We start from the raw sequence: 20,904 nt of genomic DNA on the forward strand, positions 1-20,904 counted from the left end.
GAAAAACAACAGTCAGATTCGCTCGAGTTTTAGAATTTTTAGAGAGTTCATTAATTTTTAGCCTTCAGTTTCCAGGTCTTGAATTTTTGTTTCTTTTGTTTCAAGACAAAAGAAAATTATAAAGATTCTTTCAGAATGATATCTCTTTGTCTTCCTGAGTGTGCAGCAGTCGAAGGATCTCCCAACATTAAAGCACTCTAAACCGACATAGGAATCTGAAGCGTTAAGAAAATTAATGATACGAACGTAAAGAAAATTCTACTGTTTGAGCGCGGTCAGATTTTAACCCGAAAAAACAACAGTCAGATTCGCTCGAGTTTTAGAATTTTTAGAGAGTTCATTAATTTTTAGCCTTCAGTTTCCAGGTCTTGAATTTTTGTTTCTTTTGTTTTAAGACAAAAGAAAATTATAAAGATTCTTTCAGAATGACAGCTCTTTGTCATCCTGAGCGCGCAGCAGTCGAAGAATCTCCCAATGTTAAAGCACTCTAAACCGACATAGGAAGTTGAAGCGTTAAGAAAAATAATTTTATGAACGTAAAGAAAATCCCACTGTCTGAGTGCGACAAAAGTATTTTCACTGCCTTTGCTGAGTGAAACGCCTTTGCGAACGAAAATATCCTCAATCATTTAAAAGAAAAGCTTAGCGCTCCTTTGCGTTCAAAACAAACCACTTAAAAAAGAGTTTTTCAATAAAAAATAATACGTCAAGTTTTGACGCATTACCCAATTAGCTTTGTCATATCAAAACAACGAAGCTATGGAACTGCCATTATATTTAAGTTTTAATGAATTTGAAAAACACTATTATGACAACCTTGAAAAATGGTTTGAAGAATATCATAATACATCCGAAACGGATTACCTGAAAGCACTTGCAGCATTGTATAGCCCGTATCTGTATTATAATTTTGCGAACGACAGACTTCAGGCAGACGCTTCCATTCAGATCAAAGACTGCGTCTTTCCTTTATATGACAAGATCGGACTTTCTTTCTGCACAGGTTGTGACAATAGTAAATCTCCGAAGACTTCTAAAAATATGAATCATGTTTTTGAATGGAAAACCATTACCATGATGGAATATGCCCAGCATATTTTAGACAAAATCAACAGACATATTTCCGCGAACAAGGATAAAAAAGATAAAGATATCATGAGTTTCATCAACAATTATGATATCATTACTTCCAGAGATGGTGCCGGATATTGCGTGAATTACAGCCAGCACCAGTCGACGCTGCCCTTCCTGAAAGCCTATCTTCCTGTTTACGGGCAAACAGTTAATATGGCTGTTTACAGAGATTTTCTATTCTCAATCGTTCAGATCGCAGAATATATCGATCATAAATTAAAAGAAGTGTACGCTTTCGACAGCACAATCTATTCAAAGCTGAAATCTGATGCTAAATTCAAGATACAGATGAACCATCAGTTCCTTACCATTTGCAATTGAACTAATACACCAACATCATATAGCTAAATTATAGTTTGAAAAGGGGTTGAGACTTTTCAAACGCAAGAGGCTGACCTAAATGTTTGGGTAGCCTCTTTTTTCGTCAACAAAATGAACAAGTAATTTTTATGCTCCGGAGGAGCAATATCTGTGTAGCAAAAAAATAATACAATATCGTAAGCACGCCGTAGGTGTGCTATGTTAAGATAGAATTCCAAAAGGATTTCTGGTATTACGTCACGCGGTATGCTATAAAATTATTACAAAAACTGGAAAGTCTTAATAAAGAGACTATCCAAAACTTTTTGGACAGCTTTTTTCATTGAATCATTACGATTATAATCTAGATAAATAAAAAAAGCATTGAAATAATCAACGCTTTTCTTTGCAGTCAAAGATGAACAATTTTCGAAACATTTTGTCGATGATTTATTACTTTTAGAGCTTTTCAAATAAAATAAAATGATTATTATATGACCTGCCAACAATAAATTTGAAGGACGTGAACATTTAAAGTTATTCAACAAGGTGTCAATAGTTATTCAGATTATTATTGGTTTTTGAATTAGAGGAACTGTCCTACAGAAATTTAGCTCAAAATTTCCTAATAATTTGTAATTTGCAAAAAACTATAACTTGTGATAAAAGTAATTTTAAACAAAATAAATGAGAATTACGTTTCCCTTAGAAATCAGATGACAGAAATTTATCTTAATGCTCTGTCAAAAGCAATTTTTACTTTGGGTAAAAGAAAAAACAAAATTCTAACTAAAAATAATCCTAATTACAATCATTTAGAAGACCTTACACCATTCATTGTAAAAGAAGATGAAGACAACTATAACCTAAAAACTTATTTAGAGTCTATAAGATGGGGAATCTTAAATCAAAATGTGAAAAACATTGCAATTTCTGGTTCCTTTGGTACAGGAAAAAGTACAATTCTTAACCTATTTAAAAAAAATAATCCAGAGTTTAAAACATTAGATATTAGTCTTGGAAAGTTTGAAAAAAATGAACAAAAGGAGATTGATATTGAAACAAGTATTGTTCAACAAATTTTGTATTTTGAGAAGAAGAGTAATTTGAAGGATTCAAGATTTGAACGTATTAATAATGATAGATTTATTTTATTAAAAGCTACTTTATTCATTATTTGGATATATTCAATATTATATATATTCTTCGATAAAATATATAATAAATTAATTTTAACTGATAAGATAGAATTTTCATATTATCATCTATTAATAAAATTTATCTTTTTGACAGGCTTCTTTCTCATACTGAAGAAGTTGTTTAGACAAATTTTTAAACTAAAAATCAATAAAATAAGTTTTAGTGACGCAGAATTTGTACCGAAAGAACATAATGATATTTCGATAATTAATAAACATATCGATGAATTAATATATTTTTTTGAAAAGACTAAAACACAAGTCGTTTTTATAGAAGATATTGATAGATTTGAATCAGCTGCAGAAACTTTTATAAAATTAAGAGAGTTAAATATACTTATAAATAATTCAAAGGATATTCTTCAAAAAGTAACTTTTGTTTATGCGGTTAAAGACGAGTTATTTAGTAGGAATGATGAAAAAACAAAATTTTTCGATTTAATAATTCCAATTATACCAATTATTGATTATAGTAATTCAAGTACACAATTTATTAAAAGACTCAAGAAGGATTTTATCGAAAATAACATTATTTCTGAAGATATTATCTATGATATAGCTCCATATATAAATGATATGAGAAGTCTTATCAATATTATAAATGAGTTCAGAACTTACTATAAAATTAAATTTAACGAGAATTCTGATATCAATGGGAATAGCTTATTTTCATTAGTAGTCTTGAAAAATATATATCCAAATGAATTTAAATGTTTGCAAAACAAACAAGGAGTAATTTATTCAATTTTTCAGAATAAAATTCATTTTTATTCTGAGCTGAAAGCGATTTTAGAAAATAAAATCAGTGACCTAAAAATTGAAAATAAAGCAATACTTAACGAACAACAAGATAATATCCAAGAATTACGGAAGCTATATTTATATGAGATATTACTTTTAAGCAAGAATGCAAATATTTATTATTTGGGCGACTCTCAGATTGAATTTAAAGATTTGCTTACTACTGAGAGTTTTGAAAGAATGGTTGAGCTGAATGCGATATCGCATTATCACATAAGGAAAGAATTTCTAAGATTCAGTGATATAGAAGCAAAAGTGTCACCAAAACCTTATAAAGAAAGGAAACAATTAATAATACATAAATCTAATAATAAATTAAAAAATAACGAAATTACTATAGATAAGATTCAAGCTGAAATTAATAATTTAAAAAACTCGTCTATCTACCAACTGTTTCAAAAATCTGAGAGAGCTAAAATTGATAATTATTTTGATGATATCTTTAATAGTTATAAAAAGTTGAATATTGAACAGAAGCCATCATTAGAAACTGATTCTGTAGAAGAAGAATTTTCAAATGAAATTGAAGTTAAAAAAATGGCATTAAATGAAATTAGTGATGAAGAAACTAACCTGCATTATAGCCTTCTAAAGGTTTTAATAACGAATAAATATGTTGATGAAAATTACTCGACTTATGTTTCGTTGTTTTATCCTGAATCAATAAGTGAAAAAGACAATAACTTAAAATTAAGAATTATTCAGGATGGAATAACAGACTTTAATGAAAGCATTGATAAAACAAAGAATTTTATTTCTGAATTAGGTAGTAACAATTTTAAAAAGGAATCCGTACTAAATTTCTATATTCTTGATTACCTACTTATTAATTATAGAGACAATGAAAATATCTCAAGCAAGCTTGATGAGTTTATTGTTGTATTAAGTAGTGAAAAAGATAAATCTGTTCAATTTATCGAAAAATATATTGAGTTTTCCGATTTAAATGGAACAATTATAGAATTTGTAAGAAAAATATCAATATGGGAAGGATTTTGGAATTTAATATATAGTAGAGAAGAATTCACTATTGAAAAGAAAAGAAGAGTTTTAGATATTATAATGAAATATCTTGATATTGAAACAATCAAACTTCTTAATAAGGAGAAGAAAATAAACGCCTTTCTGAATAACTATGATGATTTTTTACTGAATAATTTTGAAAAAGAAACTAAGGAAAAATTAATTGACAAATTAAAAGTCTTAGGTGTCAAATTCAATAAAATAAAATATGGAGATATTATTTTCGAAATAGTCATAAAAGTAATTGAATATAACCTTTATAAAATAAATATAAGTAATATAAACCTCTTCTTAGAAAAAGTAAATTCTCAAAATATTGATTTGGATTATAAAACAGCAAACTATTCTTATCTATTACAATCAAGCGTTACATACTTAAAACAAAATATTAATAATAATATAAATGAATATGTCGAGCAGGTTTTATTGAAACTTGAAAATAATACTGAAGAAGAAATTAATGTCGTTGTAAGTTTAATTAACAATTCTAATGTTAAACCTGAAAATGTTGATTTATTGATAGAAAAATTAAACTTTAAACTCTCAAATATCTCAGAAATAGAAAATAGTACATTTTGGTCTACTTTAATGATTGAGAAAAAGATAGAACCAAGTTGGAAAAATGTTTTACTATACTATAAATCTAAATCTGAAGAAATCGATGATGTTCTTATTGAGTTTTTAAATTTCAAACCTAATTTTGAAATACTAAGTGATAAATGTATTGATCATTTTTTAAATGAAGAGGAGGAGATTGTATCTGATACTATCGAAAGATTTAATATTTCACTTGTAAATTCTGCGATATCAGAAGAGTCATTTAATAACTTGGTTCATTCCATGACGAAGAATTTTGATGATGCTTCTGTAATTGAAAAATCCAGTAGAATAAATATTTTAATTGATAATGATTTAATTGTTTTTAATAATAAAAATTTATCTGAGTTACATGGTAAAGATTTAGAATTATTTGTTGAAAAGAATGAAGAAGAACTTAAGAACTCATATGATTCATTGGTATTATTGATTTACACTTGGATTACTATTTTGACATCCAATATTTCGGGGTTTTTAAAGAAACAAATCTTTGATCATTTAACGCAAGATAAAAGTTATAGTTCAGAAGACGAAATGTTTTTGATTAAGGTTTTAATAAATTTTTATGAGCAAAAGTTTCATTCCTTTTCTGAGTATTTTTTAAATTGTATTGTGAAATCTACGTTAAAGCAATATGCTAAAATTCGATACCTTAATTTTGATAAAGAATATATATCAGATCAATTAATGAATGAATCAATTAAATTAATTGGCAATCCTTATTCTAAAGTTCTGAATAAGGAAAAATTTGAGCTTCCAAATACAGAAGAAAATGCTGAAGCATTAAGAAACCTTCAGCAAATGGGCTATATTAAAAGAACATATTTAAGAGATAAAGATTCAAAAATAACAGTGAGCTATCATGACTAAAGAGGAATTATTTCTAACTGCTTAGCAATGTCTTTTTTATACTTTTGAAATGGTTTATTACTATCTACTGTAAAAATATCAGATCCAAATATTTGGGTCTTAATTTCATTCTTGGAAATAGGTTTTCCTTTATCATTAAATAAATCAAAAATTTCCTTGATTTGAGAATCAGAATAGATTCGTCTCTTAGAAATAAGCTCATGAGATATATTTTTATGAAAATTATATCTACCTTGTAAATTAAAAACTTTAAAATATTCTGTATAAGGAGATTCAATTTTTATAGAATATTCATTTAGTTCTTTGGGTAAATTTTTATTATCAAATCCTGTCTTAAAGTAAATCTTGAATATTATATCACTGATTGTTTTTAAGCCTGTCGGTGAAGTGAATAATAATTCATCTAAATTCGAATAAATTTTTTTATCATTTTTAAGCTTGGAATTACAACTGTAACAACTTGGCACAAGATTGAATAAACTTAGGCTCAAGTATGGATATTCACTTTGTGGCAATAAATGATCTAAAGTAAGATGATTTTTCTTTTCATTTTTGAACAAATCAAATTTTAGTATACCTGACGCATCTGTAAGCTGAAGTAATATCTTATTGATGTATTTACTACTACCAGTATTTATATCGGAATATTTTAAAATTTTCCCTTTATAGTCATTAATAATGTCATCTGAATTTACGTCTCCTATGCCATGAATTTTCATTAAATCTTCTTTAGTACATTCATTCATAAAATGTTCAAAATCTCTATAGTCATTATCTAATGGGATATAGGCATTTATAAAATCAATTCCACAATAGTTACAACCAGTAATATTTAATGATATCGAATAATTATTGAAAAATTTTGAGAGTTCATCTTGCTGAAATTTTGAGTAATTGAAATACGATCTGAGCTCTTCCTTTTTTGCTTTTTTTTCCCCATCTGACAAGCCATCAAATATATTGGTTTCTGATAATGGGATTAACTGAATTAAATCTTCAAGAGGCGTTATTAAAAGCTCTTCGAAAACAATTCTTACTCCGATGGAATTAAGAAAATTTTGGATTTTAGGAATATCAATTTTGCTACTTTTCAAAATGAGATTCTGAAACTCTTTTTTAAAATTTTCTAATTTTGTGACATTGGTAGGATAAGTTAATTTATGCATCTTCTATTTTTTTCTTGAGTATTTCTAATCTTGTAATTTCTTTACTAATTTGTTCAAGATCATCTTTTTTATCGAAATATTTATTGTCTAAATCCTCTAAATGATTTTTTAGAATTTGGCGAATTACGTTTTCGCCTATTAGATCAATCAAGTTTGCAAACTCTTCTCGACGTTCTTTATATTGAGTTTTATTGTCTTCGTTATATTTTTCAAATTCCAAAAAATCTGTGACCTTACTTTTTGCAAATGCTCCCATGGTTTCTTCTAAGAAAAAGCCGTTAGATAGAATCTCGTGTATATTTTCACCAAAAGTATTATCAGATGGGTATTCCTTAGATACACTAAAATTATTATCTACTTCTAAAAACAAAGTATTTTGTTTGGGTATATCTGAAAGAATAAACGGAGAATGGGATATTATAAGAATATTAATACCATGTATTTCTGGAAACTTAAAGCTTTTTAAATCTTTTAATAAACGGTGGATATAATTTCTCTGGTATTCTGGATGAAAATATAATTCAATTTCATCTAAAATAATATTAGCGTAATTGTATTTTACCAATATACCTTTTTCTTCTTCAACAGAGTTAAGGTTACTTAGATGATATAAAATTGAAGAGATAGAAGTAATAAGTTGCATCTCTCCTGAACTAATAGTTTCGAGAATGTCAATGGACTTTCCAGACATAATTTTAGTTTGAAATATTGGAGGAGGTAGTAACTCTAACAAAGGAATACCTTCTTCCGTTTTTTCTATTAGAAAGTTTGATAGATCAAAAATAGGAACTGAATTTTCATTGGTTTCATCAATCAAATGTCGCCATATGGTATCATAATTCTTTATGAAATTCACAACTTGTTTCAATTTTACTACAATATGGCTTTTACTACCAGAAAATTTTTCTAAAAAATTATTGAATGAAATATTATAGCTTTTTAAACTACCATATTTTTCTCCCTCATCAATAAAATCTTTATATAAAATATATTTATCGCAAATACTTGTTATCTTATAAAGTATATATAAGTCTAATCTACTTTGTAAAAAAGGTATTTCTATATCAGAAATTTTGAAGTGATTTTTAAATTCGCTCAAAAGTTCATATAAATTGCTGTATAGAAAAGGTGGTGTAGTTGCATTATTAACTGAAAAAGTAAAACCATAATTGTCTTTTAATATTTCTAAATAAGATGCTTCAATTTTATCGTTATCATTAAATTTTATTAAATTACTGCTATCTCCTGGAACAAAAGCATGGAAATAACGATTATCTTTAGTTATTAATTTTATGTTATGTACTCTTAAATTATTGGTTATTGTATAATCTGGATTCAAAATGATTGTAGCTAATAATCTTTGCTGTAATAAATAATTTTCATTATTCACGTCAATGATTCCTGCCATACCATCATCTTTACTTTCTCTTTTAGGATTTATCACAATCGGAATTTGGTATGAATCATTTTTATGGAAAAGTCCATCTATCCAATCTCCCAATTCCCAAGAATTAAATGCATAAATAGAGTAGTTAATAATATTTGTATAGAAAAAATTATCAAAATCCTGTTTTTCATCTCCACCAACCCCTTTAATGATACACTCTCTATCTTTCACTTGGAGAACATAAAAAATAGAATCAATTTCGTAAAATAACTCACAAAATACTTTTTCAGCTTCTAACTCACCGGTTGTTTTTAAACTGGCAGTGGTTTTTATTTTATTATCATATTGTAATTGCAATGCAAATTGATTAAGTGATGAAACTATTAAATTGATTAATGTACTTTTCCCACTACCATTTTTTCCAACAATTGCTGATACATTTATATTTTTCCCAAAAAAATCATTTAGTGCTGAATTTGGATTTTCAATTTCATCTATTTCAGAATAAATGATTATGTCTTTATCATAAGAATCTATCCTTTTATTATCTGAGCTAAATATATATTCATTATAAAACTTATAAATTCTATTCGGTTGAAGATTTTTTAAAAATTTTGAGCCACATCCGTCAGTAGGGCGAATTGCAAGTAATTTAAATGACATGTTTATAAAAATTTTTATGGTTATTAGTTTAAAAATTATTCCACTACTTTTTATTATAGTAGTGCATAAGTATTTAATTGTTCTGGTTATTTATATTAAGTTCATAGTAAAATTGAAAGTATCTTTTATCTTGGACTAATCTATATTGAATTTTTTCAAAATCCCAAATTCTACCATTCCAATGATTATTTTCATCAATTTCTGATTCATCAAAATATCCTTTATCATTACTATCAGTTCCTAAATAATCAACTATAATTTTAACCATCTCTTTAATTTCCTTGTAAAAAACACCCAAACAATTTGTCGGTAACTCTTTACCAAACATAAAACTGATTGAATTTTTATCTTCATCAGAATTGAAAAGATATATTCTATTAAAATATCCAAAATAGTTGAAAGTAGAAAAATGGACTTGGTTTAAATCATCAGGATTATTTTTATCTGAAATATCGTAGAATTTTCCTGACTTTGCTATTTGTTCAAATTTGTTCCAACTTGCAATAAAATCAACCTTTTCAAGATTTTCCTTATAAAAATTGATAAACTCATCTGCTTTTAAAACATGAGTGAAAATATTTTTATCTTTAAAAATTGCCTTTGCTTTTTGATAGTTCTTTTTGTCATTTGTAATATAAAAATCACAAGTACTTGCAAATGCAGTGTGGAAAGAATCTTGGGTAGTGTTTTTAAATGTTTTCTTTTTTGTTTCTGTGACTTTAACTTCATCAGAATGGAAACCATGCATATCTAAACTAATATATGCAGAGGTTATATCATCAAACCATATTGGAGCATTTTTACCCTTCTCATAATAGTCTTTTTGTAGTGGACTTTCCTTAATACCTAATTTTTTGTAAGCATCATTCAAAACATCAAAAGGATTGTTATTAGGATTGGTTAATTTTCCTTGATTAACATTTAAATGTTTAAATGGAGTTTTTAAATCTTTATATCCTTCTTTTTCATTGAGGTTTTCTAACATTTTGCCCATTGCATTAAAGAGTCCTTCAAATGTAGGATTATCTTTTAAACCAGGGAACATAGAATCCATTATTTCAGCACTTTGAGGATTTTCAAATGCTTCTTTAAATATGTTATCTAAAGGAAAAGATTGCATCATAGTCTTTAATGGTGCGATCATTTCTGCATTTTCCCCATTGTCATCCAAAACGCTAAAAATATTATTGAAAGAAAAATCTTCAGTTAAATTTTTACTTTCAATTTCATTTTCGAATATGTGAAAAGGCTCATTTTGTTGTAAAACTATATCTTTTCCATTATTGAAAACACACATGCAGTCTGTTATTTCAGCAAGAAATTCTAAATCTGATTGAATGTTTGGATTTTCCTTTTCATCTGAATAACTTGAAGCTATATCAGAAATATGAGATGTTGAGTAGACAATGACAAACTTTTCAGATTGTCTAATTATTTCTTCGAATTCTTGAAATCTTCCATTTTTAATTCCATTTAGAACATTCCAATCAATGTAGAGTTTCATAAATATTATCTTTCAGTTGCTACTTTATTAATTTTTACTGCTTCAAAAATAAATGGAATAGAGTGCCAATTTCCGTAGGTAGGTCTACTTCTATTTTCTTTTTCTACAACTTGTTGATAATTTGAGATCAGAGCTTTAAAGCTTTCAACATCTTCGACATTAAATATGCCCTTAACTTTATCGAAAAATCTTTTAGAAGTTAATTTAATGAAGAAATCAAAATCTCTATATTCATCCTTATATAAATAAGTAGTTGGAAACCACTTTTTGTAGTTCTTAGATTGTAATTCTGAGATATAATGATTTAATGTGTCAGCAAAAATTATCTCCATTTTACTAATATTACTATTTAGATTAGTAATTACATAATGCCCAAAACCAGTAATTTTATTTTCCAACTCCTTGTAATAATTTTCTAAATTTTGATTATGAGAGTATAGTTGGTAAAACTTTTCAAGCTCTGTATTTCTACCGGTTACGTCGCTAAAGTAATAACCTGAATTTAATAAGTCAGAAACCAAATTGTAGTTGTTGTTTTTATAAGCAATTGCTATTGTATAAAGAAAAAGTTCTTGGAAAATTATTTTAAAATTTTCGAAATCTGCTTCATAGTAACTTCTAATATTTTCACCAAAATCTCTTGGCTTTTTATACAAGGATGATTTTTCAAAAAAACTAATCAGCCTTTCTACATCAAGATTATATTCATTTTTTGTAACTTTTAATAGGAATTCTATATAATCATTCCGCATTTCTCTATAAGAGGATAAATTGTTAATTAATAATTCCCCAAATTCCCCAATAGAACGAGGTGTATTGACTAATTGAAAATTCCATAAATTATCTAAAAAAATGGATAAAAAATCATTTGTTAAAGAATCCACCTTTAATGGATTCTTATTTAACTGGTTATCTAAACTTTTTAATTGAAAGTATGTTTTGCTATCATGTTGCTTTTCCTCTGTGATAAAACTTGGAATAGTTCCAAGTTTTGGTTTACGAATCTGAGGAGCATCCAATATGTTTCTAACTAAATTTTCATACTCTTCTTCATAGTATTCTTCTGTAGATAAATCAATATACTTTCTTGATTTTAAGAATGTTGGTAAATATGGTTTGTTTTCTTCATCTCTTTCAAAGACTATCGGAATAAATTTTTCCTGTTGGGTATTACCATATATTTCAGGTGTCAGTATCTGTGCTTCAGTACCAACACCACCTTTTCTTCCATCCGCTTTTAAGGAATAATTTTTATCCGAAATAATTAATACTTTATTTATTGTATTATCGTTGACAATTGATTCCATGAAAAAATTTAGATCATGTCCGTCTTTTAAACTCCATTGATCTAAGATTACATCAATCCCGTCACTCATTAATCTTGTTCCAATTTCCCTTACTTTTTCCTGGTGTTCTTGTAATCCCCAGCTATAAGAAATAAATACTTTTTTTGTTTCCATTTAGTTTAGTTAATTTTATTATATAAAAATTAAAAGATATTTGGTTTTCTTTTTAATTCATTTAATGAATATATTTCTACATTTTTAACATTTTCAATTAGTTTCAATGGAAGCTGAAATGATGATATTAAAAATGATTTAACACTAAAAACTGTGAAATCATAATTGAATCTTTGTGATAGAATATGTTTATTTTCTTTTACCCATTGTATTCTATTCAAATGTTTTGGTAGTTGTTTTTCAATGTAATTCTGAATACTTACTGAAAATTCATAGATAATTTTAGTTTGTTTTGTATTTTTACATTCTATACAATAAATGATTTTTTTCTTTTTGTCAAATACCAAAACATCAATGTCACCATAATCTTTAATTTGTCCTTTGCGAGGAATTTTATATTCGTATGGAATAACTTCCAAATTAGGGTTTTCTTTAAGCCAATTAGCAACTTCATTTCTAAATTCTTTTCCTTTAATATTATTCCTATCGGCAAGGAATGAATTTATTTTTTTATACTTTGAATCTACTTTCAAGATTCCATTTAATAATGCATAATGTAAGTTACCATATGCAGAATTAAGATGCCTTGGTGAGAAAATTATTGTGTCTTCCTCATTTTCATTTTTTATTAATATAATAGGTCTAAGTAAATATGATAATTTTCTATTATAACGCCATGGAAAAATATCTGAATAATTATATCCTTTAGGTGGTTTACCAATATTTCCTCTTGATGTAAGTGCGAAATGATTTAAGAAACTGTCTATTTCAGAAAGTGACAAATTTGTTTTCTCTCCTAATAACCGAATAAAAGTTTTTTTAGATAGAATAAGACATGATGTTTTATAATCTTCGATACAAATATGTGCGAGTTCATTGAATAATCTTAATGCAAGGTAAAATTCTATACCATACTCTTCTTTAAATATATTGTCAATTCGATCAAAATATGCATCAGTTAAATTATCTGATGATTGGTTTGGATTATTATATATTTCTGAATACTCTGTTAGTTCATCTTTTTTAAATTCTAAGGAAAATTCATTCATTTTATCAAATGATTCTTTAGAAACGCCTAACCTACCCGATGGCAGCAAACCAATTTTAGGGTTACCAATTTTTGATTCTATTAAATCAACAGTTGCTCCTAAAAATAAGACTTCATCTATCAATGCAATTAAAAAATTTATGTCCGAATTATTTATAGTTTTATTACCATAATAAACTTCTGCAGTTGCAAACTCTATTAAAGACCTTAAACATAATCCCGTTCTAATAATAGAAGAATCTTCATCCATAAACTCTTGGAATACATCTTCATATTTCCCATAACATTCATGGTATGTTACCAATCTTAACCTATAAAAAGAATTACTATTTATAATTGATTCATGTCTTTCCATTAGAAACTTTAATAACTCAATTGAATTATAGTTTTTCAATTCAGTTCTAATTTTGTCGATCAGATTATTTATACCACTTCTACATATTTCTTTCTTTTTTTCATCATTGGTAACATTTACTGGGATCTTAATTTTCATCCAACTAACCATATCTTCCAATACTATCGATGTACTGGCTTTATCCAATTTTATTGGTTTATCGATGTATCTATTGTCTTTCGATATATCATGAATAGAATTTCCTGTAACTATCATTTTTTTCATTCCAATTGGCATATAAGTAGATATAATGAGACTAATATTTTCTAATGAAAGGGATATTCCTGAGATATTAAGAATCTCTGACAGACAATTCAATATCTTTTTCATAAGAATAATTTCACCTATATTATTATTTTGATTTAAGTAGAAAAAAAGAATTTTTGGGATTACTATTTCCACAATATTGCTTTTAAAATCTATTTCTGATTTAATAATAACATCATCAGGATTAGCATATTCATTGTTTAGTTCATTCTCTGTTAAATCAAAAAAATCTGTATCAAAATCTATAATGAATGTAATAGGAAAAGAAATATTACTTTTTAAGAAGTCTTTTAAAGTAGGGAAAAATTCGTTTAACCAATACATTATGCAGTCTGTAAATGAATTTCCATAGGAATCTGCTTTCACGGCTTTTACCCACAATGGAACTTCATATCTTTCTAAAACTTGCTCTAAAATTCCATTGAAAATTCTATCAGAGGTATAGATAGGGAATAGTTTTCGAGTTTTAGTAACTGGTGAATAAACCCAACTATTATTAATTTTATCTAAAACTAAATGTCTATCGTTTTTTTGTAATGATTCAATTACTTTATTTCCCTGTATATCTAATCCAAAAGCAAGAATTTGTACTGGGTGGTCATCACTTGGAAAGAAAGATTTTCCATTTTTTTCATACCATGAATAATATGACAATATAGAATAATGTGGTAAGATTTGAAGTCCTTTCTTTATTGCCCTTTTTTGTGCAAAAAGATAATTCCATAAGTCTAAATTTTTTAGATTGTACAAATTCATTAACCTTTCTAAATCATGAAACGAAAGCATTAATTGATAATCTAAGAAATTCATGTTTTTTTGATAAGAATAAGATGAAGTTACTACAGAAAGACTTGCTACTACTGTTATATACATTGTATAAAATCCATCTCTTTCTTTCAAAATTTCTTTTAATTTTTTTGTATTGTCAGCATTTTCTTTATTAATACTAAAATTTACAATTGCAATTTTATTGGAGTCAAATTGCCAAATCTGAAATTCATCAGAATCATCTTCCAAATCCAAATTCTTCCAACCCATTGCATAGAAAAAAAGACTTGTCTTATATTTAATGATATTTTCAAAAGCTTTTTTGAGTCCATCATTTTGATTATGTATTGTTATTTTATTGTTTATAAAATAATTTAAAGAATACATTTGCGAAGATGGAAGTACCAAAATATATTCATCATCAATCTTTACAAAAGGCTTCTTTAATAAAATAGAATCATCTGGGTTTTTAACTTTTGGAATATCTTTAAGTAAAACCGAGAAGCTATCAATTGTGTTGCTTGGTAATTTCAATGATTCACATATTCGCTTTATTCCACTTTCAGGAAATACGAATATGTCGAGTTTTTCATTAGTCAAATAATCAGGAAAATGTATTTTTCCCTTATAATCATCTTTATGCTCATATCTTGAAATTTTTAGCCTTTTTGCTATATAATTATGAATAGTTAAATTAAAAAGAATTCCATTTTCTATTTCATTCAAACATTCCTTGGATATATTATTTTCATTTTTATATAAAGCTTCTATTAGTATTTGATTTGTTTCAGTACTATTATTACAAAGACCAGGAAAAACAACGCTATTGCCATTTTTAAACATTATTAGCTCTGAAAAACAGCCTTCTGCTGGGTCTTCTCTATAGTCTTCAGAAAATTCAACATCCAGAATATTATTAAATGTTTTGTAGTGAATTCTATTATCCAGTTTGTTAAAGTTGGAAATGATTGAATGTGTAATTTCTTCTAATCGAACTAATTTCGTAGCATTTTCAGGAATTAACTGTAGTAATGCGACTGTTTTTAAAAGTTCTTGAGAAGAGTTTTCTGCGAGAAACTTCGTAAAGTAATTTTGATATTTAGCAAAGCCCTCAGTTACATTTTTTATTCCACAGCAAAATTTAATTTTCTTTCCACTTCCACAAGGACAGAAATCATAGATATTTGGTTTCATAATTAGCAGTTTATATAGGCCTTAATTTACATATGATTATATAATATCTGAAGTTTCTATTGATTAAAGCTCAGATGGTAATTTACAAAGAAAAATAAAATTTCATGAAAATTTTTACGGTTTTCCATATAGAATCAACTTATTATGTTTCAATAATATTTTTTTTAAATTAATCTATAAAATATACTTTCTCATGAAAGTATTACTTAAAAAGAATCTTATCAGTTAATAGAAGCATATACCAATACTTTTTCACAAGTAAAAAGATTGAATTGAACTTACCATCAATTTGAAACCGTAATATTTTTGCTCTAAATTCTAAATTTTCATTATGGTAAAAATAATAGAAAACCCGAACAATTAATTAAAGCTGGTGTAGCCAGAAATTATATCCTAAATCATTTCTCACGAAAGATTTGGGATCACAATAATTCAGACAACTACCAAAGAAGTTAGGAGCTCATTCGCAACTTTGAGAGTCCTAACGTCCTAACAAAGTTTCTGCTTCGCTCTGCGAGGCTAAAAATCTAATTATGTATTGAATTAAGATTTAGATTTATTCTGTAGTTTTATTGGAACAAGCGGATGACTATAATTTTTATTGACTACCCTATCTCTTAATTTGGCTTTATTATTAAAATTGCGTGAGATATTTTTATAGATATCGAGGTAATTGTCTTTACCTTGTTCTTTTTGGTGATAAAATATTTTAATTGAAATACAATTATCATGTTCAAATAAAGTATTTAATAGTGTACGATCTGAATTTCCACATGAATGTCCCATAACGTATATCTGGTACATACCACTATCAATTGTTTGTAACAATTTTTTATAGTTTTCAGTTTTAGAATAATTTATTGACTTAACATTTTCCAAGAAATCATTATCATTCAGTTTTTCAATTACACTATAGAAATCATCCAACTCGTCCCCATAACCAAATATAATTGGATTATTTTCACTATTAAGTTCTCCGTGAATCTTAATTACTTCATCATCATCAGTAACATACTGTTTTTCTGTATCTGTGTAATTAAAATTTAAAAAAGTTACTTTAGTATCAACTAATCCTTTAAATTGGCTAGTCTCTCTTCGTAGATAACTTTGCAAAAAATTCTTATTAAATGATCCATTCCAAAGATTTTTCACAATTTTAAATTCAAATTTATTTAAATGATCTAAGCTTCCATCTTGCCCATAGCGATCATTAGGATCTTCAACAAATGATCCTATAGTTTCCCAGAGATCGTCAACTATTTTAGTGATGCCATATTCTGACACGTCATTAAAGTCAAGATCTTCAAAAATTCGTATTTTAATTTCGTTAAAAATGTTGTAATTGATAGGTGTATTTGCTTTAGCTGTGATTAGGTATTCTTGTAACAGTTTTTTTACTCGATCGAAATCTGTATTAAGTTTTTTAATGAGCGGAATCCTATTTTTAGATTGAGCAATTTCTTTTAGGTGCTCATAAAAATATCTCTCAACATCCCACCAATCTTTGTTATGGAAAGAATGGCACATATTTAAAAAAAAATCATTTTTAGATGTAAAGCTAAGTCTGGAATTTTCCTTATGTTGAAAGAAATCTCTATAATTTTCAATCTCTGGAACAGAATAAAAATTTTTTACTGACGTTGTTACAAATTCATCGCATTCAAACATTTCCTGTTCTGTAAACTTAATATAATTGGTGCAAAATCTTGCCCAGTAATCGTCAATAAAATTTTTGTAAGTTGTGGGTAGACCATTGGCTATGTCAAAACCATTACCAATTAATACAATTCTATTAATCATACATTTCATTTATAAGATAACTAAATTAGTCAAAAAACTTAAACATAATAATCTTTGACAAATTCCGAAGATTTTATCAAAATTGGAATAACATTAAAAAGCCAAATATTACCAAACTATATCATTTGTAGATATTTAAAATAGAAAAATTTTTTATTTACTGATTTACATTTCGAAATGAAAACCTCTATCAATTTTAAGGCAGTTAAGTCAGATTCCGAAGCCCATAACTTCAGAAAGAAAACTTTCGATTATATCCGAAAAGACTTAACAGCTAAAAACGAATATTGGTCAGTAGAAAAACTTTCAGATAGACTACACAAGATTGAATCTTACTGCAAAGAAAAATCTGGAAGAAAATTGCAAAAAAATGCAATACCTATTCGAGAAGCGGTTGTAGTGATTAAAGAAAATACAACATTGCAGGATTTGCATCAGCTTTCAAAACGACTTGAAGAAGAATTACAAATCAGAATTTTCCAGATTGCTATCCATAAAGATGAAGGACATTTTGATAAAGAGTCCAAAGAATGGAAACCCAATTATCACGCTCATCTTGTTGCGGATTGGCAAGATCTGCAAACCGGAAAAACTTTAAAACATCAATCTTTCCACTATTCAAAAATGCAGGATATCACAGCGGAATGTTTGGGAATGGAGAGAGGGATTGAAGGCTCAAAAGGTAGATTAGAGGCAATAGAATTTAAGATCCGGAAAAAAGAACAAGAGCTTTTAGCACTGGATGAAAAGATAAATGGTGTCAAATCTGAGCTCAGTTCCAAAAAGTTTGAAGATTTGATCGTGAAAGAAAGTGATTTCTTAGGCTTTAAAAAGATTAAAACCGATCAAACTCTTGACAACTACGAAAAAGTATTTAAAACGTATAATATACAGCTTAGCAAAAACAAACAGAAATTAGAACTCAAAAACAAACTGATTACAGAACTCCAAAGTAAAAATTTTGATCTTAAAAAAGAAATTTCAATTCTGAAAAATAAATTATCCATCGTTTTATCCAACGGGAATATTTATTCGAATGAAAAAATAAAATATTTAGATTCTGTAAAGTATACTTTAATCAAAACATTACAATTTGAGAAAACAAAATTACCTCAGCTTTTTAATGGCTCTAAAGAAAAGTTAATCGCGGAAATCAAAAATGTTTGTAAGAAGGTTTCACAGGAGAACAAGATACCTTTCTCTGCATTTGAAGAAGTTTTTAAAGATTCAGAAAGTGTTTCTCAAATAATATCTCTCTTAAATTTTGGCAATTCTGAGATCAATTATAATTCTGAGAAAATTCCTTTACAGCAAAAGAAGAAAAAACAAAGGAGATTATAGACAACTAAAAATTAATAAAAAGAAAACAAAGTAATAGTTTCAGATTATTAAACACAAGTTCAAGCCTGACTGCATCAATAAAAATCTCCACCTTTCAGGTCGTATTTTTATTGATAAACTTGCTTATTAAAATCTGTAACGATGATGAAATGGCTTTCTTTTTTTTCCTTTTTTCTTTTGGAAATAACATTAAAGGCTTTTATGAAAGCCACAATCTAATATTTTGCCTTCACGAAAAAAAAATATTCTGAATTATTAAGCTAAAAACTTATAAACAAAATTTTTATATTCGTATAAAAAACTAGTGAACCTATTATTATTTACAATCACTCTAGCTATAGTCGCAGCATTATCCTCATTTTTAGATATCGAAAAAAAATCTAAAAATTATAAGATTAAGAATATTCTGATAGGAATATTTCTTGTTGGTACTATTATATCATCAATTTTTCAATTTAGAGCTTCAGAGAAGGATAAAAGAGAATCGGAGAAGAAAGATAGTGCATTTGTAAAATCGCAAAAAGATTTGATAGAATTGCAAATAAAAAATAAAAAGGAATCTGATTCTTTGGATAATGTCATCATTTCTTTAAATAATAAACTTGACAATAAGACTGAAGATTTGTTAGAGGTTAGTGATAAAGCTTTAAAGTCCCAAAGCGAATACATAAAATACACTAACGGATCTGATCTTCCAGAACTTGGTTTTGTTTTTCGTAGTAATAATCTCTTCTCAATATTTTTCAAAAATTCATCCGATTATCCAATTTATAACGCAAAAGCTGTAGTGAAGGATTTTGATTTAATTTTAGAAAGATGTCCTCATCAAATAAAAGGAAATAAATTTATTTTTTTTAAAGTTTGTTACGATCCATATATTTCGGACTATAATATTGGAACTATATCTCCATACAAAGAAAGTTTAATCGATCACAAATATTTTTTTGGAGATACACATCACTATGTTGCTGAATTTAAAACAACTAGAAAGACTTATATTTTCTATTTTATAGTAAATTATCGTACGATTTATTTTAATACTGTTTATCGGGTTTATGAATTATCAAATAGTGGCAAGCAAAGTTTCATTAAAGAATATTATGCAACTACTACACTGGATGACAATCATTTAACTAATAAGCCATATCCAACAAAAGAATTTAAAGTAGGTCCTAAGTTTAGTGACAAATATTGGGAAGATAAATTCCATATGAGCTTGACTCACGAAATTACTAACTGGTAGTTTCGTAAATTTTAAGGAAATACCTACGGGCTATATTGATAACAATTATTAAAAATCTATCATAAATTCTCATATTTTTCTAAAAATAGAATTTAGGTTTTCCTAATGAAAACTACACACTGATAATAATCAAAGAAAAAAAAGGCTCAACTATATGTTGAGCCTTCTTATGAAAAAGTAATTATCCCGAATTACTTATATTTTTATTTATTGATTAGCTTCTCAAGCCTATCCATCATTTCGTCTTTCTCTCTTAACATTCTTTCATACAAGGCAATCTTTTCTTCGTGTAGTGCAAGTAACTTTTCAATTGGATGAAAGTTTATAGTTCCGTAATTGAACGAGTTACTGAAAGCGTGTTCTCCAAATGTGTTTGAAATAATATTAACTGCTTGCTCTTCATCAAAATTTTGAAAAGCCTCTACAGGAATTTTAAGCGCATTTGAAATTGCTTTCAACAGATCATCTTCAATGACATCTTTCTGCTCCAACATAGAAATTTTCTTTTGATTCCAGTCCTCGCCTAAATCAAATGCTAAAGCTTCCTGCTTAATACCAAGCATTTCTCTAAAGCGTTTCACGTTTCTTCCCTGATGTATTTTTTGTTCCATAGCGGTTATCAAAATTTTTAAAGGCTTAAAGATAAAGCCATTTCTATTAATTCGTCTGAATTGTAAAGTTAAAAAATTATCCTGTAAAATATCCCTTCCAACGGATATTTTATTCACTAAAGGAATAGATTATT

The 20,904-nt window shown here is 27.1% G+C and carries 11 protein-coding genes; 4 read left to right on the forward strand and 7 right to left on the reverse strand.

Annotated elements, in window-relative coordinates; translation table 11 throughout:
* The first annotated feature begins 759 nt into the window (after window positions 1-759).
* Together BMW64_RS12730 and BMW64_RS12735 are read left to right on the forward strand one after the other, a co-directional pair.
* Window positions 760-1,455 (forward strand): hypothetical protein, encoded by a 696-nt coding sequence (locus BMW64_RS12730; RefSeq protein WP_090000334.1) that lies wholly within the window; start codon window positions 760-762, stop codon window positions 1,453-1,455.
* A gap of 638 nt (window positions 1,456-2,093) precedes the next feature.
* On the forward strand, window positions 2,094-5,924 hold the full coding sequence (locus BMW64_RS12735) for a YobI family P-loop NTPase (protein ID WP_090000335.1): 3,831 nt from the start codon (window positions 2,094-2,096) through the stop codon (window positions 5,922-5,924).
* On the opposite strand, the gene BMW64_RS12740 is transcribed toward BMW64_RS12735, so the two are convergent.
* The 6 genes from BMW64_RS12740 to BMW64_RS12765 form a co-directional block, all read right to left on the reverse strand.
* A complete protein-coding gene (locus BMW64_RS12740; RefSeq protein ID WP_090000336.1) occupies window positions 5,921-7,090 on the reverse strand; it encodes an HNH endonuclease in 1,170 nt (389 codons plus the stop codon). The genes BMW64_RS12735 and BMW64_RS12740 overlap by 4 nt on opposite strands.
* Complete coding sequence (locus BMW64_RS12745; RefSeq protein ID WP_090000337.1) at window positions 7,083-9,140, reverse strand: AAA family ATPase; 2,058 nt, start codon at window positions 9,138-9,140, stop codon at window positions 7,083-7,085. The genes BMW64_RS12740 and BMW64_RS12745 overlap by 8 nt, the downstream gene beginning before the upstream one ends.
* Before the next feature lie 73 nt (window positions 9,141-9,213).
* Window positions 9,214-10,644 carry a hypothetical protein gene (locus BMW64_RS12750; protein ID WP_090000338.1) on the reverse strand — a complete coding sequence of 477 codons (1,431 nt, stop codon included), beginning with the start codon at window positions 10,642-10,644 and terminating at the stop codon, window positions 9,214-9,216.
* A gap of 5 nt (window positions 10,645-10,649) precedes the next feature.
* A complete protein-coding gene (locus BMW64_RS12755) occupies window positions 10,650-12,104 on the reverse strand; it encodes a toll/interleukin-1 receptor domain-containing protein (RefSeq protein WP_090000339.1) in 1,455 nt (484 codons plus the stop codon).
* Between the two features lie 29 nt (window positions 12,105-12,133).
* A complete protein-coding gene (locus BMW64_RS12760; RefSeq protein ID WP_090000340.1) occupies window positions 12,134-15,775 on the reverse strand; it encodes a YecA family protein in 3,642 nt (1,213 codons plus the stop codon).
* 543 nt (window positions 15,776-16,318) lie between these two features.
* The gene (locus tag BMW64_RS12765; protein WP_090000442.1) at window positions 16,319-17,575 is read right to left on the reverse strand and encodes an AbiH family protein; all 1,257 of its coding nucleotides are present in this window, start codon (window positions 17,573-17,575) and stop codon (window positions 16,319-16,321) included.
* A gap of 177 nt (window positions 17,576-17,752) precedes the next feature.
* Here BMW64_RS12765 and BMW64_RS12770 point away from each other — a divergent pair, with 177 nt between their 5' ends.
* Together BMW64_RS12770 and BMW64_RS12775 are read left to right on the forward strand one after the other, a co-directional pair.
* The gene (locus BMW64_RS12770) at window positions 17,753-18,916 is read left to right on the forward strand and encodes a hypothetical protein (RefSeq protein WP_090000341.1); all 1,164 of its coding nucleotides are present in this window, start codon (window positions 17,753-17,755) and stop codon (window positions 18,914-18,916) included.
* 304 nt (window positions 18,917-19,220) lie between these two features.
* Complete coding sequence (locus BMW64_RS12775; protein WP_090000342.1) at window positions 19,221-20,159, forward strand: hypothetical protein; 939 nt, start codon at window positions 19,221-19,223, stop codon at window positions 20,157-20,159.
* A gap of 203 nt (window positions 20,160-20,362) precedes the next feature.
* Here BMW64_RS12775 and BMW64_RS12780 read toward each other — a convergent pair whose 3' ends face one another.
* Entirely contained in the window at window positions 20,363-20,770 is a 408-nt protein-coding gene (locus tag BMW64_RS12780; RefSeq protein ID WP_090000443.1) for a helix-turn-helix domain-containing protein, read from the reverse strand.
* Between the last annotated feature and the right edge of the window lie 134 nt (window positions 20,771-20,904).

The sequence above is a fragment of the Chryseobacterium taichungense genome, assembly GCF_900109935.1.
Taxonomy (GTDB): domain Bacteria; phylum Bacteroidota; class Bacteroidia; order Flavobacteriales; family Weeksellaceae; genus Chryseobacterium; species Chryseobacterium taichungense.